A 23684-nucleotide genomic window follows, 5' to 3' on the forward strand; every position below is an offset into this window, starting at 1 on the left:
GCGAACTTTTTGTAAAACCCTGTGTCTATCTCTGCAGAACCGGTCAACAAGGGCGAATGGTGACGTGCCAGCGCTGCAAGTGGGAGGAGCGCTGTGCATCAGAGCAGTGACGATCAGGCACTGATCGAGCGTGTCCAAAAGGGTGATAAGCGTGCCTTCGACTTGTTGGTGTTGCGTTATCAGCACCGGATTTTAGGTTTAGTGCAACGTTTCGTGCGTGACCCGCACGAGGCGCAAGATGTGGCTCAGGAAGCCTTTATTAAGGCTTACCGGGCGTTGGCGAACTTTCGCGGTGACAGTGCTTTTTATACCTGGCTGTACCGCATCGCTATTAACACGGCGAAGAATTATCTGGTGTCCCGTGGACGTCGTCCGCCTGATGCCGATGTCAGCGCCGAAGATGCTGAGTTTTACGAGGGCGATCATGCCCTTAAAGATGTCGAGTCACCCGAACGCAACCTGCTGCGTGATGAAATCGAGCAGGCAGTGCACAAGGTGATTCGCCAGTTGCCCGAAGACTTGCGCACGGCATTAACGCTGCGCGAGTTCGAAGGCTTGAGTTACGAGGACATTGCCAGTGTGATGCAATGCCCGGTCGGTACGGTTCGCTCGCGCATTTTTCGTGCCCGAGAAGCCATTGATAAAGCCTTGCAGCCTCTGCTGCATGAAGGTTGAAGAAGCAGCTCCATAACGAGGATCTTTCATGAGTCGTGATGCCCTGCATGAATCGCTTTCTGCACTAATGGATGGTGAAGCCAGCGAACTGGAAGTTCGCCGCTTGCTCCGCGACAGCGCCGACGATGGCGAACTGCGCGAGCGTTGGCGGCATTGGCATGTAGCGCGTGCAGCGATGCATGACGAGCTGCAGGCTCCTAAGCTGGATTTGGCCAGTCGGGTTAGCGCAGCGCTGGCCGATGAGCCCGCGCTGGTAGCGCAAGTGCCGTGGTATGCACGCATGCCCGGCCGGGTTGCCGTGGCGGCGTCGGTCACTTTGGCTGTTCTCGCCGGGTTGCAATTTGCCCCGCTGGGCGAGCAAGCCGCGCCTCAGTTAGCGCAACAAGAAATCCCTACCTTGACCATTCCGGGACAGGCTTTGCCGGGGCCGGCGATATTGGCGGGCTATCAGCCTGCAGAGGCCAGCGCGGATGCGCAGCCGGTATCGGCCGAAGCTGTGCAACCTATGCAAAACCGTTGGCACGAGGAACGCATGCCGCTGTATTTGCACCAGCACTTACAGCAAGTGTCGGCCTCTCAAGGCAATGCTCAGCTGCCACAGGCGCGCGTTGCTAACTTTGAAGGGCGCTGATTGAGGCTAAATAACCTTATGTGGCGCAGTGCAGGCGTTTTTCTCGGCGCATTAATGCTCAGTGCAGCGGCGCAGGCTGACAATACTCCGCAGGCATGGCTGGAACGGCTACAGCAGGCTCAGCAACAACAGCCTTATCAGGGCGTGTTTGTGTATGAGCGGCAAAATAGCTTTGCCACCTTCCGTATTTGGCAGGGTGTCGAGCAGGGCCACGTGCTGCGCCGTATCCAAGATCAGGACGGCGAACCTCACGAGCGCCTGCAGCGTGATGGCGTGCTGCTGTGTAGCTCGCGTGGGCAGTGGCTATCCGCTGCCGGCCCGTTACTAACCCTCGATCTGGATCGCTTGGCGCAAGGCTACGAGTTGCGCCTGGTAGGTCGCTCTCGTGTGGCCGGGCGTTTGGCTACTGTGTTGGCGCTAATCCCGCGTGACCGTTATCGCTATGCCCATGAGTGGCATCTGGATGCGCAGACCGGTCTGCTATTGAAGGCGGTGATGGTGGATGCCGACGGTGGCCTGCTTGAACGCTTCCAGTTTTCACAGCTTTCTGCGCTACCGCCCAAGGTTGAGCAGTTGCAGCCGCAAGTGCCGTGTCAGCCACCGCAGTTGGCCCCCTCGCAGCCAGTGGTGCAAGGCTGGGAGCCGCAGTGGCTGCCACCGGGCTTTGCTCAGTTGAGTCAGCAGCAGTTGCCGGGGCGTGGCGAGGTGCTGGTATTGTCGAGCTTGTTTAGCGATGGGCTGAACAGTTTTTCTGTGTATGTCGAGCCGATGGGTGATCAGCTGGCCGCCGATGCGCGCTCGCAACTGGGCCCCACGGTGGCGGTGGCGCACCGCCTGCAAGCCGAACAGGGCGATGTGATGATCACTGTGGTTGGCGAAGTGCCGCGTGTCACGGCTGAGCGCGTGGTGCTGTCCATGCGCCCAGTGGCGGAGGCAGCACCATGATTGAGGAACAAGGCCGCGTCGTCGCTCTTGAAGCCGGTGCCGTGTGGGTGCAAACCATTCGCCAAAGCACCTGCCAAAGCTGCTCTGCTAAGGCAGGCTGCGGGCAAGGTTTAATGCAGCGTTTGGGCGTTGGCCAGCGGCATGGTTATGTGCGCTGTTTGACCGATGACGCCTCGTTGCAGGTCGACGATGACGTGGTGATCGGCGTGCCAGAAGACGCGGTGGTGAAATCATCCATGCTGGTTTATCTGCTGCCTTTGCTGGCATTGCTGGCAGGTGCCGTGGCCGGTGAAGCATGGGGTGAGTTGGCTAGCGTGCTGCTGGCGGGCTTGGCCTTCGCTATCGCCTTGCTGGTGGTGCGCTGGTATGACCGCCGCCATGCGGATGACCCAGCGCTGCAGCCGGTTGTGCTGCGCGCTTTGCTAGCGCGCAGCTTGCATTAATAACGCTGATTAGGTTGGCAATGAGTTGGCCGGCCTAGCTATGTTTGTTCCGTTGTGAGGAGAACCTGAGTGAACGCAGTGTGGAAATCCTGGGTAGCCGGTGCAGCATTGCTGCTGAGTGCCGGGTGGATGGCGCAGGCGCAAGCCAGTCTGCCGGATTTTGCCGAGCTGGTTGAAGATACCTCGCCGGCAGTCGTGAATATCAGTACGCGGCAGCATCAAAAAGCCGGGCGTCAGGCCGGCATGGTGCCGGGCATGCCGGATTTAGAAGGTTTGCCGCCGATTTTTCGTGAGTTCTTCGAGCGCAGCATTCCGCAAGTGCCGCCGCAGCAGCGTCGCCCGCAAGAGCGTGAGGCGCAGTCGCTGGGCTCCGGCTTCATTATTTCTGCCGATGGCTATGTGCTGACCAATAACCATGTGGTGGAAGGCGCCGATGAAATCATCGTGCGTTTGTCTGATCGCAGCGAGCTTGAAGCTGAGCTGGTAGGCACCGATCCACGCACCGACGTAGCGCTGCTCAAAGTTAAAGGTAACGATTTGCCTTACGTGAAACTGGGTAGTTCGTCCGAGCTCAAAGTGGGTGAGTGGGTCGTGGCGATTGGTTCGCCGTTTGGTTTTGATTACTCGGTCACCGCCGGCATTGTTAGCGCCAAAGGCCGCAGCCTGCCCAACGAAAACTATGTGCCGTTTATCCAGACCGACGTGGCGATTAACCCCGGCAATTCAGGCGGTCCGCTGTTTAATCTGGATGGCGAAGTGGTGGGGATTAACTCGCAAATCTTCACCCGCTCGGGCGGCTTTATGGGGCTGTCGTTTGCCATTCCTGTGGATGTGGCGATGGAAGTTGCCGATCAGCTCAAGGCGCAGGGCAAGGTCAGCCGCGGTTGGTTGGGTGTGGTGATTCAGGAAGTGAACAAAGATTTGGCCGAGTCGTTTGGCTTGGATAAGCCCGCCGGCGCTTTGATTGCGCAGGTTATGCCCGATGGCCCGGCCGCTAAAGGCGGGCTGCGTGATGGCGATATCATTTTGCGCTTTAACGGCAAAGAGATCGTCCGCTCCGGCGACTTGCCGCATGCGGTAGGGCGCGTGAAGCCTGGCACTAGTGCCAGCGTGGAAGTGGTGCGTCAGGGTAAGCGTCAGCAGTTGCAAGTCACTGTGGGTTCTTTGCCGGATGAAGGTGAAGCCTTGGTTGCGCAGGCAGGCGGGCAAGAGAAACGCAGTAATCGCTTAGGTGTGGTGGTGAGCGAGCTAACCGCCGATCAGCGCTCAAATCTGGATCTTAAGCGTGGCGTAGTGATCAGTGAGGTGACTGATGGCCCCGCTGCCGTGATTGGTTTGCGTCCGGGTGACGTGATCACGCACTTGAATAACAGCGCGATTGATTCGGTGAAAACCTTTGCCGAAGTGGTGGATGAATTGCCGAAGAATCGCACTGTGTCGATGCGAGTGATTCGTCAGGGGCATGCCAGCTTCATCACCTTCAAATTGGCGGAGTAAGCCGGCGAGGTTCGCTAGTGACTTAACCAAGGGCAGCTTTTCGCTGCCCTTGGTTGTTTTAGCGGGGCCTGTTTCTGCCGTAGGGGGTTTCAGGTAAACTTGCCGGCTATTTTCCTAGGGCTACGCCCGCGCTGTTTCGAGACCGATAGTCGTGAGTGATCTGAGTCATATCCGTAATTTCTCCATCATTGCCCACATCGACCATGGCAAGTCGACGCTGGCAGACCGTTTTATCCAAATGTGCGGCGGTCTGAGCGAGCGCGAAATGGAGGCTCAGGTACTGGACTCCATGGATCTTGAGCGCGAGCGTGGCATCACCATTAAAGCGCACAGCGTGACGCTGGATTACCAAGCCAAAGACGGCAAGGTATACCAGCTGAACTTCATTGATACCCCCGGTCACGTCGACTTCACTTACGAGGTCAGCCGTTCGTTGGCGGCCTGTGAGGGCGCACTGCTGGTGGTCGACGCCGGTCAAGGTGTGGAAGCGCAGTCGGTGGCGAACTGCTACACGGCGATCGAGCAAGGCTTAGAAGTGCTGCCGATCCTTAATAAGATGGATTTGCCGCAAGCTGAGCCCGAGCGCGTTAAGCAGGAAATCGAAGAAATCATCGGTATTGACGCCACCGACGCTGTGCCGTGCTCAGCCAAGAGCGGCTTGGGCGTTGAAGATGTTCTTGAGCATCTGGTAAAGCGCATTCCGGCCCCGGAAGGCAATATCGACGCACCGTTGCAGGCGCTGATTATCGACTCGTGGTTCGATAACTACTTGGGCGTGGTCTCGCTGGTGCGGGTTAAGCACGGGCGCATCAAGAAAGGCGACAAGCTGTTAGTGAAGTCCACCGGCAAAATCCACCAAGTCGATAGCGTCGGCGTCTTCACCCCAAAACATACCGAAACCGCAGATCTTAAAGCCGGTGAAGTGGGCTTTGTGATTGCTGGTATTAAAGAGATTCTCGGCGCCCCAGTGGGCGATACCCTGACCCATAGCAGCACCCCGGATGTGGGCGTGCTGCCGGGCTTCCAGAAGATCAAGCCGCAGGTGTATGCCGGTTTGTTCCCGATCAGCTCGGAAGACTTCGAAGCCTTCCGTGAGGCGCTGCAAAAACTCACCCTGAATGACTCTTCCCTGCACTATGAGCCGGAAAGCTCCGAAGCCTTGGGCTTTGGTTTCCGCTGCGGCTTCTTGGGCATGCTGCACATGGAGATCATTCAGGAGCGTCTAGAGCGCGAATACGACCTCGACTTGATCACCACGGCACCAACGGTGGTCTTCGAAGTGTTGATGAAAAACAAAGAAGTCCTTTACGTCGATAACCCGTCACGTCTGCCGGATATGTCGTCTGTGCAGGAAATGCGCGAGCCGATTTGTAAGGCGACCATTCTGGTGCCGCAAGATCACCTCGGCAGCGTGATTACGCTATGTGTTGAAAAGCGCGGCATGCAGCGTGATATGCACTTCATGGGTAATCAGGTGCAGGTAGTTTATGACCTGCCGATGAACGAAGTGGTGCTGGATTTCTTCGATCGCCTGAAGTCCGCCAGCCGTGGTTTCGCTTCGCTGGATTACAGCTTCGACCGTTTCGAAGCAGCCAATTTAGTGCGTCTGGATATTCTGATTAACGGCGAAAAGGTCGATGCGTTGGCCTTGATCGTGCACAAAGATAACGTGCAGTACAAAGGCCGCCGTTTGGTCGAGAAGATGCAAGAGTTGATTCCGCGGCAGATGTTCGATGTGGCTATTCAAGCCGCGGTGGGCGGGCAAATCGTCGCCCGTTCAACGGTAAAAGCACTGCGCAAAAACGTGTTGGCCAAGTGCTATGGTGGTGACGTTTCGCGTAAGAAAAAACTGTTGGAAAAACAAAAAGCCGGTAAAAAGCGCATGAAGCAGGTAGGTCGTGTGGAAATTCCACAAGATGCCTTCCTCGCTGTGCTCAAAGTGGATGGATAACGCGTGGCGGAAATAAACTTCCCGTTGTTGCTGGTGGTGTTGGTCGCAGTGACCGGCGCCTTGGCGTTGATTGATCTGCTGTTTTTCGCCCCAGGAAGAAAAACAGCGATTGCTCAGTATCAGGCGTCGCAGGCGGTGCCCGATCCGCAAGTGCTAGATGAGCTCAATCGAGAGCCAAAACTGCTGGAATACGGAAAGTCGTTTTTCCCTGTGTTGGCCATTGTGCTGGTGCTGCGCTCGTTTTTGGTTGAGCCCTTCCAAATTCCTTCCGGTTCGATGAAGCCAACGCTGGAAGTCGGCGATTTTATTTTGGTGAATAAGTTCGCCTACGGCATTCGCCTGCCGGTGCTGGACACTAAGGTGATCTCTATCGGCGAGCCGCAGCGCGGTGATGTGATGGTGTTCCGCTACCCGAGCAACCCGAATATCAACTACATCAAGCGTGTTGTTGGGCTGCCGGGCGACACGGTGGCGTATATCAACAAGCAGATTCTTATTAACGGCAAGCCGGTGGTGCAAAAGTACTTAGGGGAAGAGCCGGGTAGCTTAGGGCGAGTGCAGTTGCTGAGTGAACAGCTAGGCGACGTGGCACACCAAGTACGTAAAGAAGTGCATGCGCTGCGGGGCGCACCGCGCTCGCAGTGGGTTGTTCCGGCTGGGCATTATTTTATGCTGGGTGATAACCGCGACAACTCCAACGACAGCCGCTTCTGGCAGGATCCCAATATCGAGCCTAAATATTGGGGCATGGTGCCTGATCGCAATATTGTCGGTAAGGCGTTCGCGATTTGGATGACCTGGGCCGACCCTAAATTTGCCAATCTGCCGAGTTTTTCTCGTGTTGGCATTGTGCAGTAACTCTTTACGCCGGATAGCGAGGTGAGCATGGTGGTTCGCAAGCAACAACGTGGCATGTCGGTGATGAATGTGTTGATGCTGCTGGCTATTGCAGCTTTTTTGGCCAGTGCAGCGTTTAAAGTGATCCCACATTACCTAGATTTTATGGCAATGGAGAAGATGGTTGCTGGTATTGAATCTCCGCAAGGGTTAGGGATTACTACACCTGGTGATGTTTATGATCATATGCGTAAGGGAATGCAGGTTAATAGTATTCGTGGCGTGGATTTGCGCAAGGCAATGGTGGTAGAGCAAGAAGGTAACGAATTTCACATTAAATTGAATTATGAACAGCGCGAAAACCTGATCAAGAACATCGATTTAGTCGTGAAGTTTGAAAAAGAATTTAGAGTGCGTGCTCCGCAGTGAATACGCAACTTGACCGTTTAGAGCGTCGTTTAGGTTACACCTTTAACGACAGTGACTTGATGCAGTTGGCGTTGACCCACCGCAGTTTTGCCGGGCGTAACAACGAGCGCCTAGAGTTTCTCGGTGACGCCATTCTTAACTTTGTTGTTGGCGAAGAGCTGTTTAAGCGTTTTCCGCAAGCTAAAGAAGGTCAGCTGTCGCGTTTACGTGCCCGGCTGGTTAAAGGCGCTACCCTAGCGGTATTGGGCAAACAGTTCGATTTGGGCGAGTTTCTCCGCTTAGGCTCAGGAGAGCTGAAAAGTGGTGGTTTTCGCCGTGAATCCATTCTGGCCGATGCGGTTGAAGCACTGATCGGTGCTATTTATTTAGACACCGGCATGGAGCCTGCGCGTGAGCGCGTGTTGGCTTGGCTTGAACCTTTCTTTGCCGACTTGACGCTAGTTGACACCCATAAAGACCCGAAAACCCGCCTGCAAGAGTTTTTGCAGTCGCGTGGTGTTGAACTACCGAGGTACACGGTGACTGACGAGCAGGGCGAGCCGCATTGTCGGGTGTTTTTTGTCGAGTGTCAGGTGGCGTTGCTTGAGCAAGTCACCCGTGGTGAAGGCAATAGTCGGCGCATCGCCGAGCAACAGGCCGCTGCTGCCGCTCTGGCGGCATTGGGCGTAGACGACGCGCAGGCGTAACGAGGTAACTATGACTGAACCTGTGAGCCGCTGCGGCTATGTAGCGATTGTTGGCCGTCCGAATGTTGGCAAGTCCACCTTGCTCAACCACATTTTGGGGCAGAAATTAGCCATCACCTCGCGCAAGCCGCAAACCACACGACACAACATGCTCGGGATTAAAACCGAGAGCGATGTGCAGGCCATTTATGTCGACACGCCGGGCTTGCATAAAGACAACGAAAAAGCGCTCAACCGCTTTATGAACAAGAGCGCCTCCACCGCGCTACGCGATGTGGATGTGGTGGTGTTTGTGGTCGACCGCCTGCGCTGGACGGACGAAGACCAGATGGTGCTGGAGAAAGTTCAGCACGTGCGCTGCCCGGTGATTTTGGCGGTGAACAAGGTTGACAAGATCGACGACAAGCAAACCCTGTTGCCGCACCTACAGTGGCTCACCGAGCAGTTGCCAGAGGCTGAAGTGATCCCAATTTCTGCCCAGCAGGGCCATAACCTGGATGGCCTTGAAGCGCTGGTAGGCGAACGCCTGCCGGAAAGCGTGCACTTCTTCCCGGAAGATCAAATCACCGACCGCAGCTCGCGTTTTTTAGCCGCTGAACTGGTACGTGAGAAGGTTATGCGTCAACTCGGTGCTGAAGTGCCGTATCAAGTGGCGGTGGAGATTGAAGAGTTCAAGCTCGACGGTCGCCTGCTGCATGTGCATGCCTTGATCATGGTTGAGCGTGATGGGCAAAAGCGCATCATCATCGGCGATAAAGGCGAGCGTATTAAGCGCATCGGCACCGAAGCGCGCATCGATATGGAAAAGCTCTTCGAGCGCAAAGTCATGCTTAACCTGTGGGTTAAGGTGAAAGGCGGCTGGTCGGATGACGAGCGGGCGTTACGCTCCCTCGGTTACAGCGACGACATCTAAGGGAACGCCAGATTCAATGGCTGCACACCTCCATCACAGCGTTGCGCGGTGCTCACAAGCGCGCCTACCACGTGGTATGTCTTGCCTGTTGCGCGCCGGGCGCCTTGTGCTGGTGGCGTTCGCCGATTTAATCCGTGTTCCCTTAAGCCGTTAGTCGATGAGCGGGCTGCTAAGCGCTTACGTGCTGCACGCGCGGCCCTATCGCGAAAGCAGTGCGCTGGTGGATGTGTTCAGCGCGCAAGGCCGCAGCCGTGCCGTGTTGCGCGGCGCGCGCAGCAAGCGCGGCTCGCAGGCGCGGCCTTTCCAGCTGCTGGAGATGGAGCTTAAAGGCGCTGGTGAGCTGAAGACCTTAAGTCGCGTTGAGAGCAGCGCACCACCGCACTTTCTGCACGGTGATTTTCTGTTTAGCGGTTTGTACCTCAACGAGCTGCTGATGCGCTTGCTACCGCAAGACGAGGCACACCCCGATCTGTTCGAGCATTACCAACTCACGCTGGCCGCCTTGGCCTGTGGCGAGAGCTTAGAGCCCTTGCTGCGCGGTTTTGAGTGGCGATTATTGGATGAGCTGGGCTATGGTTTTGCCCTAGATAGCGATTGCCATGGCCAGCCGATTAACCCGCAGGGCTTCTATCGTTTGCTGGTCGATAGCGGCCTTGAGGCGGTGAGCGATGCTTTCGCCCCGGGTTTATTTGCCGGCGGTGAATTGCTCGGGTTAAGCCGCGCCGACTGGCAAGCCTCCGGCGTTTTACTCACGGCTAAACGCTTGATGCGTCAGGCCTTGGCACCGCATTTAGGTTCGCGGCCCTTGTTGAGCCGCGAACTGTTTCGATCACGTAAGGAGTAACCCATGAACCCCACGCAGCGCGTTTTGCTTGGCGTAAACATCGACCACGTGGCGACCCTGCGCCAAGCGCGTGGCACGCGTTATCCCGATCCAGTTAAAGCCGCCTTGGATGCCGAAGAAGCCGGTGCCGACGGCATTACCCTGCACCTGCGTGAAGACCGTCGGCATATCCAAGAACGCGATGTGGAAGTCATGCGCCAAGTGCTGCAAACCCGTATGAACCTTGAGCTGGCGGTAACTGATGAGATGCTCGCGTTTGCCGAGCGGATTGCCCCAGAGCATGTGTGCTTAGTGCCAGAGCGCCGTGAAGAAGTGACTACCGAAGGTGGCTTGGATGTCGCCGGTCAAGAGGAGCGCATTCGTGCGGCGGTAGAGCGCTTGGCGAAAGCGGGTAGCGAGGTGTCGTTGTTTATTGATGCCGACCCTGCGCAAATCGAAGCGGCCGCCCGTGTCGGTGCGCCAGTGATTGAGCTGCATACCGGTGCTTATGCCGAGGCTGAAACCGAGGTCGAACAGCTGGCCGAGCTGGCCCGCATTCGCGCCGGTGTTGAACTGGCGGTGAAGCGTGGCTTAGTGGTTAACGCCGGTCACGGTTTGCACTACCACAATGTTGATCCGCTGGCAGCCATGCCGGGGATTAACGAACTGAACATCGGCCACGCCATTGTCGCGCACGCGGTGTTTGTCGGCTTTAAGCAAGCGGTGCGCGAGATGCGCGAGCTGATTGCTCAGGCGCAGCGCGCGCAGCCAAGCCATTAAACCCGTCATTAAGCCGGCCTTTAATCCAGCCATTCAGTCTTAGGGCTTGCGTGCCACCAGCGTGGCACGCAGCGGTGCTGGGTAGCCTTCGCAGGTTTTGCTCGGGTCGTTCGGATCGAGAAAGTCGGGCAGCGACTGAAAGCTCATCCACTCAGTGCTGCGTTGCTCGTCGGTGCTGGTGGGGGTGACATCCACGCAGCGCACATCAGTAAAGCCGGCGCGGCGCAGCCACAGTTCTAGCGCCGGCACCGAGGGTAAAAACCACACGTTGCGCATCTGCGCGTAGCGGTCTTCGGGCACCAGCACTTGCTGCGCATCGCCCTCAACCACCAAGGTTTCCAGCACCAATTCGCCGCCGCTGAGCAGGGTGTCTTTGAGTTGAATCAGATGATCAATCGGCGAGCGGCGGTGATACAGCACGCCCATCGAGAAGGTCATGTCAAAGCCTTCGAGCTTTTCCGGTAACTCTTCCAGCGTGAACGGCAGCTGCCATGCCGGTAGGTGCGGCAGAAAGCGCTGCACAGCATTGAACTGGCAGAGAAACAGCCAGTTCGGGTCCACGCCGATGGCGCTGCGCGCACCGGCGCCGAGCATACGCCACAGGTAATAACCATTGCCCGAGCCGACATCCAGCACGCGCTTGCCGTTAAGGTTTAGGTGCGGGGCGATGCGGTTCCACTTCCAGTCCGAGCGCCATTCGGTATCCACATGCACATCAAACAGATGAAACGGGCCTTTGCGCCACGGCTTAAGCCCTAGCAGCGCCTGCTCAAGGGCTTGCTGCTGGGCGCTGTCTAACGCGGCGGATAAGCGCAGCTCGCTGGCTAGCTCAATCTGTTCTGGGGTTAGCGCCGGTAAGGCATCCAGTGCTGTTTGCCAGCGCTGCAGGTCGCCGTGGCCTTTATCCAGCTTCTCTTGCAGTTGCGCGGACAGGCTGGTGGTCCAGTCTTTGAGTTGGGTTTGCGCCAAGTGCGCCAGTAACGAGTCCAGCGCGATCATGGCAGGGCCACCAGGGAGGCAAAGTTTAAGCACTGAAACCACACCACCACTTGGCTAAAGCCGGCTTTTAGTAAGCGCTTGCGGTGTTCTTCTAGGGTGTCCGGCAGCAGGACTTTTTCTAGCGCATTACGCTTTTGCGCAATTTCCAGCTCGCTATAGCCGTTGGCGCGTTTAAAGGCGATATGCAGATCGGTCAGCAGATGTTGCTCGGCCTCATCGCTAAAGCGCAGTTTTTCCGAGAGCAGCAGCGCGCCGCCGGGTACTAAGGCTTGGCGAATGCGGCTGAGCAGGTCTAGGCGCTGCTCGGGGGCAATAAACTGCAAGGTGAAGTTAAGTGCCACCACCGAAGCGGGTTGGAAAGCCAGCTGGGTGATGTCGGCTTCCAGCACCTCAATCGGCAGCAGTTCTTGGAACAGGCTGTCTTGCTGGCTCATGTATTGGCGGCAGCGCTCGATCATCGCCGGCGAGTTATCCACCGCCAGCACACGGCAGTTGTCTTGCTTCACGTGGCGGCGCAGGGCTTGGCTGCTGGCGCCGAGCGAGCAGCCCAAGTCATACAGCACGCTGTTGGGCTGGGCGAATTGGTTGGCCAGCACGCCGAGGTTTTCCACGATGGCGGGGTAGCCGGGCACCGAGCGTTTGATCATGTCGGGGAACACCCGCACTACGTCCTCGTTAAACACGAAGTCGCGCATTGGGTGGTCGGGCTGGCTGAACAGGCGGTCGGATTCGCTCACGGGATTACTCGGCAAACAACAAAGCCGGCGATTTTAGCCCAGCGGCCGCACAGGCCCAAGGCTAGGTGTCGATTTCAGCGGGTGAGGAGCAGCCCTTTGAGCTGCGTTTCCGCTAAGTGGCGATCTGCGATTCGTTCAGTAATGGTTCAGCTTCGGTTTGGCGGGCGTTCAGCGAGCGCTGGGTACTCTGGTTGCGTGTTCAAGATCACTGGCAACTTAACGAGGAATACACCATGCGACTGATCAAACTGACTGTACTGGCTGCTTCTATGGGTGTTGCGGGTATGGCCGCCGCGGCGGACAACTTTGCTGGCGTGACCTGGGGTGAGAGCACCTCCAACTACGACAGCTCCAAGCGTCTGCAACAGCAAATGCCCGGCGCGAAAATGGATGACGTGATTAAAAACAGCGGCACTTGGGGCGTGCGCGCCGGCCGCGACAATGGTCATGATCGTGTTTACCTGACTTACGAGCAGGTGTCGGATGACTACCACAGCACCGTTAAGCTGCGTCAGGAAAACTTGCTGGGTAGCTACGACCGCACCTTTAGCGTGACCGATTCGGCGCGCCTGTACGCCGGTGTCACTGGCGGTATGACGAAGGTGTCGCAAGAGTCCAAGGGCTACAGCCGCGATACTGGCTACGGCTACGCTATCGGCGCGCAGGTCGGTGGTTTGTTAGCGCTGACTCAAGCGGTTGAGCTGGAAGCGGGCTTCCGCTACCTCAAGCACAACGCCGATGTGGACTTCAAAGAGCGTGGCGTAGGCCGCACCGGCAATGCCGAGCTATCGAGCAGCAAGCAGTCGTTCCTCGGCGTGAATGTGAAATTCTAACGGGCTTGGCTGTTAAACTCTCTGGCGCTGGGTCTGCCTAGCGTCAGAGGCTTTAAGGAGGGGATATGCAGATTCTGCTGGTCGAAGACAACACGCTGCTTAGCCACCACCTGCAAGAGCGTTTAAGCGCGTGTGATCATCACGTTAGCCTGGCTGCCGATGGCAAAGAAGGCCTGTACATGGCCCGCGAGTTTCCCTGCGATGTGGCTATCATCGATTTAGGCTTGCCGAGCATGGATGGCTTTGAGGTGATTCGGCAGGTTCGCCAGTCCGGTGCCACTTTTCCCATCTTAGTGCTCACCGCGCGTGGTAACTGGCAAGACAAGGTCGAAGCCTTGCAGCTGGGCGCCGATGATTACGTGGTTAAGCCCTTTCAGTTTGAAGAGTTAGAGGCGCGTCTCAACGTGCTGTTGCGCCGCTCTACCGGTTTTGTGAAAAGCCGTATTGAAGGCGGCCCGTTCGTGGTGGATACCCATCGCAAGCAAGCCTTCGTCGGCGAACAGGTGCTCAACCTCACCGCTTACGAATACAAAATTCTCGAATACCTGATGACACATCACCAGCAGGTGATTAGCAAAGAGCGCCTACTCAGTTATTTGTACGGCGATAACGACGAGCGTGAAGCCAACGTGGTGGAAGTGCTCACCGGTCGTCTACGCCGCAAGCTTGATAGCGCCGCCGGGGTTAACCCGATTGATACCGTGCGCGGCCAAGGTTATTTGTTCAACGTGGCGTGCCATTGATGGCGATGGGCTCGTTTCGTAAGCGTTTGCTATTGGTGGCCAGCCTTGTGCTGGTGCTGTTTGTTTGGCCGTTTTACTGGGCCTTGTTAGAGGCCTATGAAGGGGTTGCCGAAGACGGCATTCGCCAGCGTTTAGCCGCCGATGTGCAAGTGGTGCTGGCCTCGGCGGATCGCGGCGACGGGCATTACTACCAACCGCGCGACTTGCCCAATGCGCGCTTTGCGCAGCTTGAAACGGAAGTGTTAGGGCAGGTGTATGGCCGCAGTGGGCAGCTCTTGTGGCAAACCCCGAAGGCCACCGCCTTGGGGCTTAGCTACACGCCCGAATATCATCCCGAAGAAGCGCTGTTTTTACGTCGTGGCGATTACTTTTTGTACGATCAAGACTTAGTGCATGGTGCTGCCAAGGTCAGCATAGTGACGTGGAAATCAGCGGCAGAATTCGACCGACAACGGCAAGCGTTTAAGCGGCAACTAAAGCTATGGCTGCTCAGTTCGCTGTGTGTCTTGATCGCTTTGCTGTGGCTGGGTTTGCACTGGGGCTTACAGCCTTTGGCTGTGCTGCGCAGGCAGTTGACAGAGCTGCAGCAAGGCCAGCGCGACACCTTGGATGACCGTGTGCCAGATGAGGTGCGTGCCCTGACCCAAGGGCTTAACCAAATGCTCAGTGCCGAACGCCAACAGCGCGAACGCTACCGCACTACCTTGGCGGATTTGGCGCACAGCCTGAAAACACCGCTAGCGGTGCTTGATCAAGTACGCCATGCCTTGGCGCTGCGCAGCGATTGCCAGCGCGAACTGGCCGTGCTGGACGAGCAAGTGCAGCGCATGAACCAGCAGATCAGCTATCAGCTGCAAAGGGCGGTCAGTCAACGTTCGCCGCTCGATCGCAGTCAGCACCCGCTGTTGCCGGTGCTGAACAAACTGCAAGCCAGTCTCGATAAGGTCTACCGCGATAAACAAGTGCAGTTTATGCAGCAACTTCCCGCTGATTTTGCCTTGGGCTTAAGCGAGGGCGATGCGCTGGAGGTGTTCGGCAATCTGCTGGATAACGCCTATCGCCTGTGTGTGCGGCAGGTGCGTATTCAGTGCGTGCAGCAGGGCAACAGCTGGCAAGTGTGGGTGGAGGATGACGGCGCCGGCGTGCCGCAAGCGCTGCGCGAATCCATTCTACGCCGTGGCGTGCGTGCCGATGAGCAGCACCCGGGGCAGGGTATTGGCCTTGCCGTGGTGGTGGATATTCTCGACAGCTACGGCTTGGGCTTAAGTGTGGGGGAGTCCAGCTTAGGCGGCGCCTGCTTTAGGCTGGCGCCGTTAGAAGCTGCGAGTGCGGTCGATTAAAGCTGGTCCTCAATAAAATCCCCCGCATCCTGCAGCGGCCCGAGCGGGTGCTTTTTCGACTCAAAACGACGAATGTTTGGCTCGCCATTGCTCATCTTGTGCACCAGCACATCATCTACCAGCACAAACACGGCATTAAAGCTCCAGCCATTAATTTGCCGGCGCTTGCGGAAGTTGAGTAGGTCGGCCCAAAAACTACCCACACGTTCTTTTTCCAGCTTACTAAAGCCGAAGGCAAAGCCGGTGCAGCGGTCTTTGGCTTGTAAGCATTGCAGCATGCCATCGGGCAGGTATTCGATCGGTACATTGGGCTGCACAAACATCAGGCGCAAATCGATAAACGACAGCATGCGCCCATTGCCGGCCTTTAGGGGGTCGAAACCTAATTTCAGTAAATCGCTGCGGCGGGTTTGCTGCACTTTGGCTTGCGCAAAACGATTTACCGCATCGTTATAGGTATCAAAGGGGGAGAGCTGCTCTTCTTTCGAACTCGGCAGCCACGTGCTGCAACTACTCACGCTGAGCGCGCACAAAAATACCGTTAGCCATCGCCATGCATAGCGCATGTTCCACTCCTTATTATTTTTTTCGGGCCTGCTATGCATATAGACGGTTTTTGCGCAGTTTTCCGCGCCGAGGGCCAATCGGCAAAGCCATACACAACCACGACAGTCGACAGGCTAATGGCATGACTGTTCAGTCAGGCTGGGTTACAGTGCGGCAAAAAAGAGGTCGCCATGTTTACCGCTCGCCTATTGCCACTGTCTGCTCAAGCCCACACGCATGCCCACAGTCATCACCAGTTGGTGTTGGGCGTGAAGGGGTGTGCGGAGTTTGAGTTGGCTGGGCGCGGTGGCGCAGTGAGCGCGCAACATGCTTGCTTAGTGCCGGGCTCGGTGGCGCATGCCTTTGCCGGCCAGGGCGATAACCGCATGCTGATTTTGGATGGCGAAGCCGATACCGGCGCTGAGGCCCATGCGGCCGACCGGCACATGCTTACCCAGCTGTTCGAGCAGCCGCGTTTTGCCACCTTGGATGCGGACTTTATTAGCCTTAAACACTACGCCGTGGCCGAGCTACAGCGCTTTGGCCACGACGCCCACTTGGCCCGCGCCCTAGGCAGCATGCTGCTGCGTGCCTTGCATGTGCGCTTATTCGCCGAGCCTGTGGCCACCCAGAACGGGCGCTTTGATGTGGCAGCGCTGCAAAGCTATGTACGCAGCCAGTTGCGCAGGCGCATTAGCGTGGCCGAGCTAGCCGCACAGGTGCACATGAGCCCCGCGCATTTCAGCGCCTGCTTTAAACAGGCCACCGGGCAAACGCCCTATCAGTTTGTGCTGCGCGAACGCTTAGCCGAGGCGCAGCGCTTATTGCGCGAGAGCAGTGCGTCGCTCACCGCGATTGCCGAAGCTTGCGGCTTTGCCAATCAAGCGGCGTTAAGCCATGCGATGCGCCGTTATTTGGGGTTGTCGCCAAAGCATTGGCGTAGCTCTTAAGCAATCGGCTTCAGTTGAATATCACTACTGCTGCTTAGGCCCTTGGTCATCTCTAAACACAAGCTCTGAAACTCGCGCATGCCGAGGGTTTGGTATTTCTGCTCGTGCCAGATGAAATAAAACTGCCGGTGCAGATCTAGCTCCGGGGTTTGCAGTGGCACTAAGCTGCCGCGCCGAAAGGCATCGCGCAGCGCCAAGCGCGAGATGCAGCCAATGCCGAGGCCAGATTCCACTGCACGTTTGATCGCCTCGGTGTGTTCCAGCTCAAGGCGCACCCGCAGTTGTCGGCGATGCGGGCGCAGTGCGGCTTCAAATGCACGGCGGGTGCCGGAGCCAGCTTCACGCATGATCCACGCTTGCTCGGCCAAGTCGGCCATGCTGATGTTTTGCGCGCTGGCCAGTGGGTGGCTGGGGGCGCAGAACACACAGAGTTCGTCCTCAATCCACGGCTGCACATGAATATCGCGTTCGCGGCATTCGCCTTCGATCAGGCCAATATCCAGCTCAAAATGCCGCACTTGCTCGATGATGGCAGCAGTGTTGTGCACATGCAGTTGCGCATGGGCCTGCGGATGGCGCTGCAGAAACTCGCCAATCAGCAGGGTGGCCAAGTAGTTGCCGATGGTCAGCGTGGCGCCCACGCGTAACTCGCCAAAACCGGCTTGGCCTTTCAGTAACGCCTCGAAGTCGGCTGCTTGGTCGAGCAGGGCGGCGGCTTTGGGCAGCATTTCTTCACCCAGGCTACTGAGCTGCAAGCGCCGGCCAAGGCGGTCGAACAGTTGGCAGTCGAATTGTTTTTCCAGCTCAGCCAGCGCGCCACTGGCGGCCGACTGCGACATGGCAAGGTTTTCCGCCGCGCGTGACACGCTGCCGGTTTGCCCAGTGGCAACAAAAACTTGCAGCTGGCGCAGGGTGAAATGCATATCGGCTAATCCGGTAAGTGATATTGAAAAAGACTGTTTATCAGATAAGGGCCGGGCTTTCTAGAATGGCTGCACTTAAGCCTAGGAGGACTTGCCGTGAGCAATCTGGCGATTGAACGTGTTTTGAGTGTGCATCATTGGAACGACACCCTGTTCAGCTTCAAAACCACCCGCGACCCGGGCCTGCGTTTTGAGAATGGCCAGTTTGTGATGATCGGTCTTGAGGTGAATGGCCGCCCGTTAATGCGTGCCTACAGCATCGCCAGCCCGAACCACGAAGATCACCTCGAGTTCTTCAGCATTAAAGTACAAGACGGCCCGCTGACCTCGCGCTTGCAGCACTTAAAAGACGGTGACGAGTTGATCGTTAGCCGCAAACCCACCGGCACCTTAGTGTTGGATGACCTGCTGCCCGGCAAGCACTTGTACCTGCTCAGCACCGGTACAGGCTTGGCGCCGTTTATCAGCGTGATTCAAGACCCGGAAACCTACGAGCGCTACGAAAAAGTCATTCTGGTGCACGGCGTGCGGCAGGTGAACGAGCTGGCCTATGCCGACTTTATTAATGAGCACTTGCCGAAGAACGAATACTTTGGCGAGTTGGTGCGCGACAAGCTGATCTACTACCCGACGGTGACGCGCGAGAAGTTCACCAACAATGGCCGTCTGACCGACCTCATGCGTTCAGGCAAGCTGTTTAAAGACATCGGCCTGCCGCCGCTGAACCCGGCCACCGACCGCGCGATGATCTGCGGCAGCCCCAGCATGCTGGATGAAACCAGCAAGATGCTCGAGGAGTTCGGCCTGAAGATTTCCCCACGCATGGGCGAGCCGGCGGATTACGTAATTGAGCGCGCGTTTGTCGAGCGTTAAGGAAACGCTGATTTAATGCCTGTGCGATCCAATCACGGCGTTGTGCGGTGCTCGCAACCTTGCCTACCAGACGGTATGCCTCGGTCGCTGCGCGCGTACGCCTTGCGCTTGAATCGTTCGGCGATTAAATCAGAGCTTCCAGGAAACAGGGATTAGACAAGCGCGTGCTTAGGATTCATCCGGATGCCGCGCTTGCGCCGCTAATTGGCGGCCAAATTGCGCGCCGTTTTCGGCCAGTTGCATGCGGTGGATGTACAGATTGAGCTGTTGCTCGGCGTCTTCGCGGGTATAGAAGGGGCCGAGCCAGCGGTTTTCGCGGGTGGCAAAAAAATATTCGCCGTCAACGCAACTTAGGCGCTGGCTGCGGTAATAGGTGCCGTGGTCATCGTCGCTCGACCTTCGACAGTACATGCCGTCAACTCCGTTCAGGCAAGAAAGCTTACTGTCAATCTAGCGCGCCTTTGACTGGTTGAAAAATAAACAGTTCGACCGCTGGGTAGTTTTCTGCCGAGCGGTCGAATGTTATTGGCTGCTTGGGTTTTATTGTTCGGGAAACCAGTGCCGCGTGCGGTTAGCAAAGGCGCACAGCGAGAGCATCACCGGTACTTCAACCAGCACGCCCACCACAGTCGCCAGCGCTGCACCAGAGTGCAGGCCAAACAGACCGATGGCGACGGCGACGGCCAGCTCAAAGAAGTTACTGGTGCCGATCATGCACGCCGGTGCGCTGATGCGGTGTGGCAATTTCCACCACTTGGCCCACGCATAGCCGATGGCAAAGATGCCGTAGGTTTGTAGCAGCAGCGGAATGGCGATCAGCACGATCACTCCGGGCTGGGCCAGAATGGTCGGCGCTTGTAGGGCGAAGAGAATCACCACAGTGGCGAGTAGGCCAATGATCGACATGGGCTTAATACGCGCCAGAAAGTGTGCGTAGCTGGCTTCGCCACGTTTTAGCAGCCAACGACGCAGCGCCATGCCAGCCAGCAGCGGCAGCACCACATACAGCACCACGGAGAGCAGCAGGGTGCTCCACGGCACGCTGACTTCCGTCACGCCTAGCAGTAGGGCGGCCAAAGGGGCAAACGCCACCACCATGATCAGGTCGTTAATCGACACTTGCACCAGGGTGTAGGCGGCATCGCCGCGGGTTAGCTGGCTCCAGACAAACACCATAGCAGTGCAGGGCGCGACGCCGAGCAGAATCATCCCGGCGATGTATTCCTGCGCGCTTTGTGCATCCACCCAACCGGCGAACAGCACCTCGAAGAACAGCACCGCCAACGCAGCCATGCTGAAGGGTTTGATCAGCCAGTTGATGATGAGGGTGAGCACTAAACCGCGCGGCTCGCGGCCAACGGCTTTGATGGCGGCAAAGTCGATTTGCACCATCATCGGCAGAATCATCAGCCAGATCAGCACAGCCACTGGCAAGTTGACCGAGGCAACCTCTAGCGCGGCGACTTGCTCAAACAGGGCCGGTGCGAAGTGACCCAGGCTTAACCCGGCAACAATGCACAGCGCTACCCAGACACTTAAATAGCGCTCGAAAATACCTAAAGGACTGCTCTGACTCACGGTGTGCTGGCTCCAATCTCATTCAGCGCGGCGCGTAGGTCTGCATCGCTGAGGGTTTCAATCGGCAGCGCCAGCAAACGCTCGATGCGCGCGGTGAGTTGCTCAAAGGTCGTCTCAAAGGCGGCGTTAATCTGCGCTTCGCTACCGCTGACATGCGCCGGGTCGGGAATGCCCCAGTGGCCTTTAACCGCCCGGCCGGGGTACAGCGGGCAGATTTCACCAGCGGCGTTGTCGCACACGGTAATCACCAGATCAAAGGCCTGCTCACCGAAGCTGTCCCAAGTTTTGCTGTGAAACTCGGCGGTGCTTAGGCCGTGGCGTTCTAGCACGGCAATGGCGCCGGGGTTCACTTGGCCGGTGGGCTGGCTGCCGGCGCTAAAGCCGCGCAGGCGGCCTTGGCCTAAGTGGTTAATCAGCGCTTCGCCGATGATTGAGCGGCACGAGTTACCGGTGCACAGAATCAGTACGTTAAGCATGGCAGGCTCCTTAACAGCAGCCGCTGCTGGGTGTGCAGCGCGGCTTGGCGATAACGGGCTTAGCGGCGCCTGACTTGGCAGCAGGCTTGGATACTTTAGGTGCGCAACAGGCGCTTTCGGATGGGGTTGCTGCTTCCGGCTGGCCGTTAAAGGTGGGCACTTCGTTCAGCGAGTGGAACTGCTCCCACGGGATACCAGCCGGGTCGACCGTCCAATATTTGTTGGACTCCATGTAGCAGCAGGCACCGCTTTCGGGCTGCACGGGGTTGCCGGCGGCTAGGGCGCGTTGTTCCAGTTCGGCTAGCTCGTCGCTGTTTTCTGCCTGAATGCCTAAGTGGTCGAGGCCCGGTTTGTTGCTGCGGGTCGAGATGGCAAAGTTGACGCGCGGGTCGTCGAGCATCCACTTGGCGTAGTCGTTTTTCACCACGCTCGGCTCGCTGGCAAACAGTTGGTTATAAAAGCTAATCGCCGGGGCAAGCTCGGCAACGGATACATGAATGTGCAGACGTTTCATGGTGTGGGCCTCTTGTTAGGGAAGCGCTGATTAAATCGTCGAACGGCTCAAGCACGAGGCGTACGGAGCGCAGCAACCGAGGCATACCGTGTGGTAGGCGAGGTTGTGAGCACCGCACAACGCTGTGATTGTGCCGTGCAGGCATTAAATCAGTGCTTACTTAGCAGCAGTCGCGGCTGCGTTGAAGTTCTGGGTAATGACTGGGCAATTCGCGTAAACACACGCTAAGAATGTCGCGCACCCAGTCGGGCAAGTCGGGGTTTATGCGGTAGTACACCCATTGGCCTTGGCGGCGGTCGAGCACCAGCTCGCAACTGCGCAGCAGGGCCAAGTGGCGGGAGATTTTCGGCTGGGCGAGATCAAGCGCACTGGTTAAGTCGCATACGCAAATTTCTGCCTCGCCCATCAACAGCAGGCAGCGCAGGCGGGTTTCGTCGCTTAAGGCTTTAAACAGCTCGGTGGCTTGCATGGGATATCTGCTATATCGAATGTGCGAAGAATCGTATATGCGTTTTTGCAGATATTCAAGCCGGCATTTTTTCTGCGGCCAACTATGCTGTTAGACATTGAAGGCAGGTGCGCTGCCTTCACGTCTTTTGCGAGGTCATGCCATGTTCGCGGTGCTTGCCAACTTAAGCTTTCGTTGGAAGATTGCTTTGCCCATTGCCTTGCTGGCCCTGGTGTTGGCCATTGTGGCTATCAGCGGTATTCGAGGGGTTAATTCGGTAGCCAGCCATGGCGCTGAGTTGGGCCTTAAGGATATGCCCGGTGCCGTGCTGATCTTGGAGGCCGACCGCGATATGTATCAGGCCTTTTTGGCCGAGCGCAGTTTGATCTTGGCTACCGACCCGCAGATTCAAGAGGCGATCCGTGGCGAAAGCCGCGAGAACCTTGATCAAGCCCGTGATCGGGTGAAACAAGCGGAAGAAGTGCTGGCAAACCCGGCACTTAAACAAGAGTTCCAGCGCTTTCAGCAACAGTTACAAACCTGGCGTGGCGTGACTGAGAGCATTCTGGCCATGGCTGGTAAAGACCCCGCACAGGCCCAACAGATGACCATGACGCAGGGCTACGACAGCTTTAAAGCCGCGCGCGATACGCTGGATAAAATCGGCACGCAAGTGTCGGATGCCGCACGCAAGTCCGCCATTGAAGTGGGCGAGGAGGCCGCCGCAGTGGCTTGGTCGCAAACCATTACCTTGCTGGTGGGCTTAGTGTTCTGCGTGGTGCTGGTGGTGGGCTTTCCGCGTTTGCTCACCCAGCGTATGCATGCCTTGGTCGAGCGGGTGGAAAACATCGCCAGTGGCGAGGGCGACTTAACCGTGCGTGTCGATGCCAGCGGCAAAGATGAACTGGCGCGTCTGGGCAGCGCCATGAACCGCTTCTTAGATTCGCTACAGGGTCTGATTAGCCAGATCAGCGCGACCACCCGCGATGTCGCCGGGGCTACCGATCAGCTGGTGGCCATGGCGGGCGATAACAGCCGCTTAATTGCCGACAGTCATATGTCGGTCGATCAAGTCAGCACCGCCGCCACACAGATGAGCAGCGCTATTCATGAGGTATCGCGCAATGCGCAAGCGGCGGCTGACACCGCCACCGTGGCCGAGCAAAAAACCCAAGCTGGTGGCCGCGTGGTGAGCGATACCATGACCGCTTTAGGGGAACTCGCGCGCGAGGTGGCCGGCGCCTCAGAAGCCATCGGTGAGCTGGAGAAAGAAACCAACAGCATTGGCGCCGTGTTGGCAGTGATTAAAGGCATCGCCGAGCAAACCAACTTGCTGGCTTTGAACGCAGCCATTGAAGCGGCGCGGGCCGGTGAGCAAGGTCGCGGCTTTGCCGTGGTGGCCGATGAGGTGCGCGCCTTGGCCGCGCGCACGCAAGAGTCGACCAAAGACATTCAAACCATGATCGAGCGCTTGCAGTTGGGGGCGCGCAATGCGGTGCAAGTGATGCAGGCAGGCTCCAGCCGGGCAGAGGCCAGCGTTAAACAGGCCGGTCAAGCGGAGCAGGTGCTTGGTGAAGCGATTGTCGCCGTCAACGGCATTAACGAGCGCGCCGCACAAATCGCCACCGCCTGCGAAGAGCAAAGTAGCGTGACTGAAGAAATCGCCCGAAACATCACTGATGTGCGCGATATGTCCGACCGCAGCGCGCAAACCTCCGCGCAAGCCACCGAAGCCTGCCAGCGCTTGGCAAAAATGGCCGACGACCTAGAACGCCAGATCGCCCGCTTTAAGGTGTAAGCGAGCAGCGCGGCCTGCGCTTTCGCGCTGGGCTTTGGTTGTCTTTGCCTTACAAATCAGTACAATGCCCCACACCTGACGGCCCCCAGTGGCCGTCAGTGCTTTGTGGTGGCCCTGCCGGTCCCCCCGCAATGATTACCCGTTAACCTGGTCAGGTCCGGAAGGAAGCAGCCACAGCGGGAACATCGTGTGCCGGGGTGTGGCTGGTGGGGACACCTCCATCTTCTTCTCTCCCTTCATATCTCTTGCGAATCGCGCTGAATGCTGTGTGCGGCACATGGCAGCGGATGCATTTTGGCGGTGGCTTGGTTACAGT

27 protein-coding genes and 1 other RNA gene are annotated in these 23684 nt (G+C 57.5%); 19 read left to right on the forward strand and 9 right to left on the reverse strand.

The genetic code is table 11. From position 1 onward, the window contains the following. Positions 1 to 93: 93 nt before the first annotated feature. From rpoE to pdxJ, 12 genes are all read left to right on the forward strand, one after another. Positions 94 to 675 (forward strand): RNA polymerase sigma factor RpoE, encoded by a 582-nt coding sequence (gene rpoE, locus BMX80_RS06380; protein ID WP_074866456.1) that lies wholly within the window; start codon positions 94 to 96, stop codon positions 673 to 675. 28 nt (positions 676 to 703) lie between these two features. Continuing rightward, positions 704 to 1306 carry a sigma-E factor negative regulatory protein gene (locus BMX80_RS06385; protein WP_074866459.1) on the forward strand — a complete coding sequence of 201 codons (603 nt, stop codon included), beginning with the start codon at positions 704 to 706 and terminating at the stop codon, positions 1304 to 1306. An 18-nt stretch (positions 1307 to 1324) separates the two neighbouring features. Then, on the forward strand, positions 1325 to 2251 hold the full coding sequence (locus BMX80_RS06390) for a MucB/RseB C-terminal domain-containing protein (RefSeq protein WP_074866463.1): 927 nt from the start codon (positions 1325 to 1327) through the stop codon (positions 2249 to 2251). After that, complete coding sequence (locus BMX80_RS06395) at positions 2248 to 2694, forward strand: SoxR reducing system RseC family protein (RefSeq protein WP_074866466.1); 447 nt, start codon at positions 2248 to 2250, stop codon at positions 2692 to 2694. Before BMX80_RS06390 ends, BMX80_RS06395 begins: the two co-directional genes overlap by 4 nt. Before the next feature lie 129 nt (positions 2695 to 2823). Next, positions 2824 to 4191: a DegQ family serine endoprotease gene (locus tag BMX80_RS06400; protein ID WP_083394263.1), complete on the forward strand. Its 1368-nt coding sequence runs from the start codon at positions 2824 to 2826 to the stop codon at positions 4189 to 4191. Positions 4192 to 4342: 151 nt separating this feature from the next. Then, on the forward strand, positions 4343 to 6142 hold the full coding sequence (gene lepA, locus BMX80_RS06405; protein ID WP_074866471.1) for a translation elongation factor 4: 1800 nt from the start codon (positions 4343 to 4345) through the stop codon (positions 6140 to 6142). 12 nt (positions 6143 to 6154) lie between these two features. After that, positions 6155 to 7000, forward strand: coding sequence for a signal peptidase I (gene lepB / locus BMX80_RS06410; protein WP_071870747.1), 846 nt, complete (start codon positions 6155 to 6157; stop codon positions 6998 to 7000). A gap of 27 nt (positions 7001 to 7027) precedes the next feature. Further along, positions 7028 to 7408 (forward strand): DUF4845 domain-containing protein, encoded by a 381-nt coding sequence (locus tag BMX80_RS06415; RefSeq protein WP_074866474.1) that lies wholly within the window; start codon positions 7028 to 7030, stop codon positions 7406 to 7408. Then, the gene (gene rnc / locus BMX80_RS06420; protein WP_074866477.1) at positions 7405 to 8094 is read left to right on the forward strand and encodes a ribonuclease III; all 690 of its coding nucleotides are present in this window, start codon (positions 7405 to 7407) and stop codon (positions 8092 to 8094) included. The genes BMX80_RS06415 and rnc overlap by 4 nt, the downstream gene beginning before the upstream one ends. A gap of 10 nt (positions 8095 to 8104) precedes the next feature. Then, positions 8105 to 9007, forward strand: a complete 903-nt coding sequence (gene era, locus BMX80_RS06425; protein WP_074866479.1) for a GTPase Era — start codon at positions 8105 to 8107, stop codon at positions 9005 to 9007. A 157-nt stretch (positions 9008 to 9164) separates the two neighbouring features. Next, a complete protein-coding gene (gene recO, locus BMX80_RS06430; RefSeq protein WP_074866482.1) occupies positions 9165 to 9851 on the forward strand; it encodes a DNA repair protein RecO in 687 nt (228 codons plus the stop codon). Positions 9852 to 9854: 3 nt separating this feature from the next. Continuing rightward, positions 9855 to 10610, forward strand: coding sequence for a pyridoxine 5'-phosphate synthase (gene pdxJ, locus BMX80_RS06435; protein WP_074866485.1), 756 nt, complete (start codon positions 9855 to 9857; stop codon positions 10608 to 10610). Between the two features lie 39 nt (positions 10611 to 10649). Here pdxJ and cmoB read toward each other — a convergent pair whose 3' ends face one another. Beyond that, positions 10650 to 11609, reverse strand: coding sequence for a tRNA 5-methoxyuridine(34)/uridine 5-oxyacetic acid(34) synthase CmoB (cmoB, locus tag BMX80_RS06440; protein ID WP_074866488.1), 960 nt, complete (start codon positions 11607 to 11609; stop codon positions 10650 to 10652). Further along, on the reverse strand, positions 11606 to 12346 hold the full coding sequence (gene cmoA / locus BMX80_RS06445) for a carboxy-S-adenosyl-L-methionine synthase CmoA (protein ID WP_074866491.1): 741 nt from the start codon (positions 12344 to 12346) through the stop codon (positions 11606 to 11608). Before cmoA ends, cmoB begins: the two co-directional genes overlap by 4 nt. 233 nt (positions 12347 to 12579) lie before the next feature. Between cmoA and BMX80_RS06450 the strand changes: the two genes are divergently transcribed. From BMX80_RS06450 to BMX80_RS06460, 3 genes are all read left to right on the forward strand, one after another. Further along, positions 12580 to 13179, forward strand: a complete 600-nt coding sequence (locus tag BMX80_RS06450) for a hypothetical protein (protein ID WP_074866494.1) — start codon at positions 12580 to 12582, stop codon at positions 13177 to 13179. Between the two features lie 65 nt (positions 13180 to 13244). Continuing rightward, positions 13245 to 13922, forward strand: coding sequence for a response regulator transcription factor (locus BMX80_RS06455; RefSeq protein WP_074866499.1), 678 nt, complete (start codon positions 13245 to 13247; stop codon positions 13920 to 13922). Continuing rightward, positions 13922 to 15262 (forward strand): ATP-binding protein, encoded by a 1341-nt coding sequence (locus tag BMX80_RS06460; RefSeq protein ID WP_083394258.1) that lies wholly within the window; start codon positions 13922 to 13924, stop codon positions 15260 to 15262. The genes BMX80_RS06455 and BMX80_RS06460 overlap by 1 nt, the downstream gene beginning before the upstream one ends. On the opposite strand, the gene BMX80_RS06465 is transcribed toward BMX80_RS06460, so the two are convergent. Next, positions 15259 to 15828, reverse strand: coding sequence for a hypothetical protein (locus BMX80_RS06465; protein ID WP_074866501.1), 570 nt, complete (start codon positions 15826 to 15828; stop codon positions 15259 to 15261). The two genes, BMX80_RS06460 and BMX80_RS06465, sit on opposite strands and share 4 nt — an antisense overlap. Positions 15829 to 15999: 171 nt before the next feature. On the opposite strand from BMX80_RS06465, the gene BMX80_RS06470 reads away from it, so the two are divergent. Further along, on the forward strand, positions 16000 to 16758 hold the full coding sequence (locus tag BMX80_RS06470; RefSeq protein ID WP_074866504.1) for a helix-turn-helix domain-containing protein: 759 nt from the start codon (positions 16000 to 16002) through the stop codon (positions 16756 to 16758). Here the strand turns inward: BMX80_RS06470 and BMX80_RS06475 are convergent. Beyond that, positions 16755 to 17681 (reverse strand): LysR family transcriptional regulator, encoded by a 927-nt coding sequence (locus BMX80_RS06475; RefSeq protein ID WP_074866507.1) that lies wholly within the window; start codon positions 17679 to 17681, stop codon positions 16755 to 16757. The genes BMX80_RS06470 and BMX80_RS06475 overlap by 4 nt on opposite strands. Positions 17682 to 17777: 96 nt before the next feature. Between BMX80_RS06475 and fpr the strand changes: the two genes are divergently transcribed. After that, positions 17778 to 18554, forward strand: coding sequence for a ferredoxin-NADP reductase (fpr, locus tag BMX80_RS06480; protein WP_074866510.1), 777 nt, complete (start codon positions 17778 to 17780; stop codon positions 18552 to 18554). 168 nt (positions 18555 to 18722) lie between these two features. On the opposite strand, the gene BMX80_RS06485 is transcribed toward fpr, so the two are convergent. From BMX80_RS06485 to BMX80_RS06505, 5 genes are all read right to left on the reverse strand, one after another. Then, entirely contained in the window at positions 18723 to 18965 is a 243-nt protein-coding gene (locus tag BMX80_RS06485; protein WP_074866514.1) for a DUF6316 family protein, read from the reverse strand. A gap of 129 nt (positions 18966 to 19094) precedes the next feature. Further along, positions 19095 to 20132, reverse strand: coding sequence for an ACR3 family arsenite efflux transporter (gene arsB, locus BMX80_RS06490; RefSeq protein ID WP_074866517.1), 1038 nt, complete (start codon positions 20130 to 20132; stop codon positions 19095 to 19097). After that, complete coding sequence (locus BMX80_RS06495) at positions 20129 to 20608, reverse strand: arsenate reductase ArsC (protein ID WP_074866519.1); 480 nt, start codon at positions 20606 to 20608, stop codon at positions 20129 to 20131. The genes arsB and BMX80_RS06495 overlap by 4 nt, the downstream gene beginning before the upstream one ends. Positions 20609 to 20618: 10 nt before the next feature. Next, the gene (locus BMX80_RS06500; protein ID WP_074866522.1) at positions 20619 to 21122 is read right to left on the reverse strand and encodes a VOC family protein; all 504 of its coding nucleotides are present in this window, start codon (positions 21120 to 21122) and stop codon (positions 20619 to 20621) included. Positions 21123 to 21282: 160 nt separating this feature from the next. Then, positions 21283 to 21591, reverse strand: coding sequence for a metalloregulator ArsR/SmtB family transcription factor (locus BMX80_RS06505; protein ID WP_074866524.1), 309 nt, complete (start codon positions 21589 to 21591; stop codon positions 21283 to 21285). A 142-nt stretch (positions 21592 to 21733) separates the two neighbouring features. On the opposite strand from BMX80_RS06505, the gene BMX80_RS06510 reads away from it, so the two are divergent. Together BMX80_RS06510 and ffs are read left to right on the forward strand one after the other, a co-directional pair. Then, entirely contained in the window at positions 21734 to 23368 is a 1635-nt protein-coding gene (locus BMX80_RS06510) for a methyl-accepting chemotaxis protein (RefSeq protein ID WP_074866526.1), read from the forward strand. Between the two features lie 115 nt (positions 23369 to 23483). Beyond that, positions 23484 to 23580, forward strand: an RNA gene (gene ffs / locus BMX80_RS06515) — signal recognition particle sRNA small type. Positions 23581 to 23684: the final 104 nt, after the last annotated feature.

This window comes from Atopomonas hussainii, assembly GCF_900109735.1.
In the GTDB taxonomy this organism is placed as follows: Bacteria; Pseudomonadota; Gammaproteobacteria; order Pseudomonadales; family Pseudomonadaceae; genus Atopomonas; species Atopomonas hussainii.

What these genes read in the sequence shown, in the direction of transcription:
- BMX80_RS06395 (WP_074866466.1), top strand. Translation starts at nt 2,248, where the DNA reads ATGATTGAGGAACAAGGCCGCGTCGTCGCTCTTGAAGCCGGTGCCGTG.
- BMX80_RS06390 (WP_074866463.1), top strand. Translation starts at nt 1,325, where the DNA reads ATGTGGCGCAGTGCAGGCGTTTTTCTCGGCGCATTAATGCTCAGTGCA.
- BMX80_RS06505 (WP_074866524.1), bottom strand. Translation starts at nt 21,591, where the DNA reads ATGCAAGCCACCGAGCTGTTTAAAGCCTTAAGCGACGAAACCCGCCTG.
- BMX80_RS06385 (WP_074866459.1), top strand. Translation starts at nt 704, where the DNA reads ATGAGTCGTGATGCCCTGCATGAATCGCTTTCTGCACTAATGGATGGT.
- BMX80_RS06455 (WP_074866499.1), top strand. Translation starts at nt 13,245, where the DNA reads ATGCAGATTCTGCTGGTCGAAGACAACACGCTGCTTAGCCACCACCTG.
- pdxJ (WP_074866485.1), top strand. Translation starts at nt 9,855, where the DNA reads ATGAACCCCACGCAGCGCGTTTTGCTTGGCGTAAACATCGACCACGTG.
- BMX80_RS06510 (WP_074866526.1), top strand. Translation starts at nt 21,734, where the DNA reads ATGTTCGCGGTGCTTGCCAACTTAAGCTTTCGTTGGAAGATTGCTTTG.
- BMX80_RS06400 (WP_083394263.1), top strand. Translation starts at nt 2,824, where the DNA reads ATGGCGCAGGCGCAAGCCAGTCTGCCGGATTTTGCCGAGCTGGTTGAA.
- BMX80_RS06450 (WP_074866494.1), top strand. Translation starts at nt 12,580, where the DNA reads ATGCGACTGATCAAACTGACTGTACTGGCTGCTTCTATGGGTGTTGCG.
- recO (WP_074866482.1), top strand. Translation starts at nt 9,165, where the DNA reads ATGAGCGGGCTGCTAAGCGCTTACGTGCTGCACGCGCGGCCCTATCGC.
- BMX80_RS06470 (WP_074866504.1), top strand. Translation starts at nt 16,000, where the DNA reads ATGTTTACCGCTCGCCTATTGCCACTGTCTGCTCAAGCCCACACGCAT.
- BMX80_RS06475 (WP_074866507.1), bottom strand. Translation starts at nt 17,681, where the DNA reads ATGCATTTCACCCTGCGCCAGCTGCAAGTTTTTGTTGCCACTGGGCAA.
- BMX80_RS06415 (WP_074866474.1), top strand. Translation starts at nt 7,028, where the DNA reads ATGGTGGTTCGCAAGCAACAACGTGGCATGTCGGTGATGAATGTGTTG.
- BMX80_RS06465 (WP_074866501.1), bottom strand. Translation starts at nt 15,828, where the DNA reads ATGCGCTATGCATGGCGATGGCTAACGGTATTTTTGTGCGCGCTCAGC.
- BMX80_RS06485 (WP_074866514.1), bottom strand. Translation starts at nt 18,965, where the DNA reads ATGTACTGTCGAAGGTCGAGCGACGATGACCACGGCACCTATTACCGC.
- BMX80_RS06460 (WP_083394258.1), top strand. Translation starts at nt 13,922, where the DNA reads ATGGCGATGGGCTCGTTTCGTAAGCGTTTGCTATTGGTGGCCAGCCTT.
- BMX80_RS06500 (WP_074866522.1), bottom strand. Translation starts at nt 21,122, where the DNA reads ATGAAACGTCTGCACATTCATGTATCCGTTGCCGAGCTTGCCCCGGCG.
- era (WP_074866479.1), top strand. Translation starts at nt 8,105, where the DNA reads ATGACTGAACCTGTGAGCCGCTGCGGCTATGTAGCGATTGTTGGCCGT.
- BMX80_RS06495 (WP_074866519.1), bottom strand. Translation starts at nt 20,608, where the DNA reads ATGCTTAACGTACTGATTCTGTGCACCGGTAACTCGTGCCGCTCAATC.
- cmoB (WP_074866488.1), bottom strand. Translation starts at nt 11,609, where the DNA reads ATGATCGCGCTGGACTCGTTACTGGCGCACTTGGCGCAAACCCAACTC.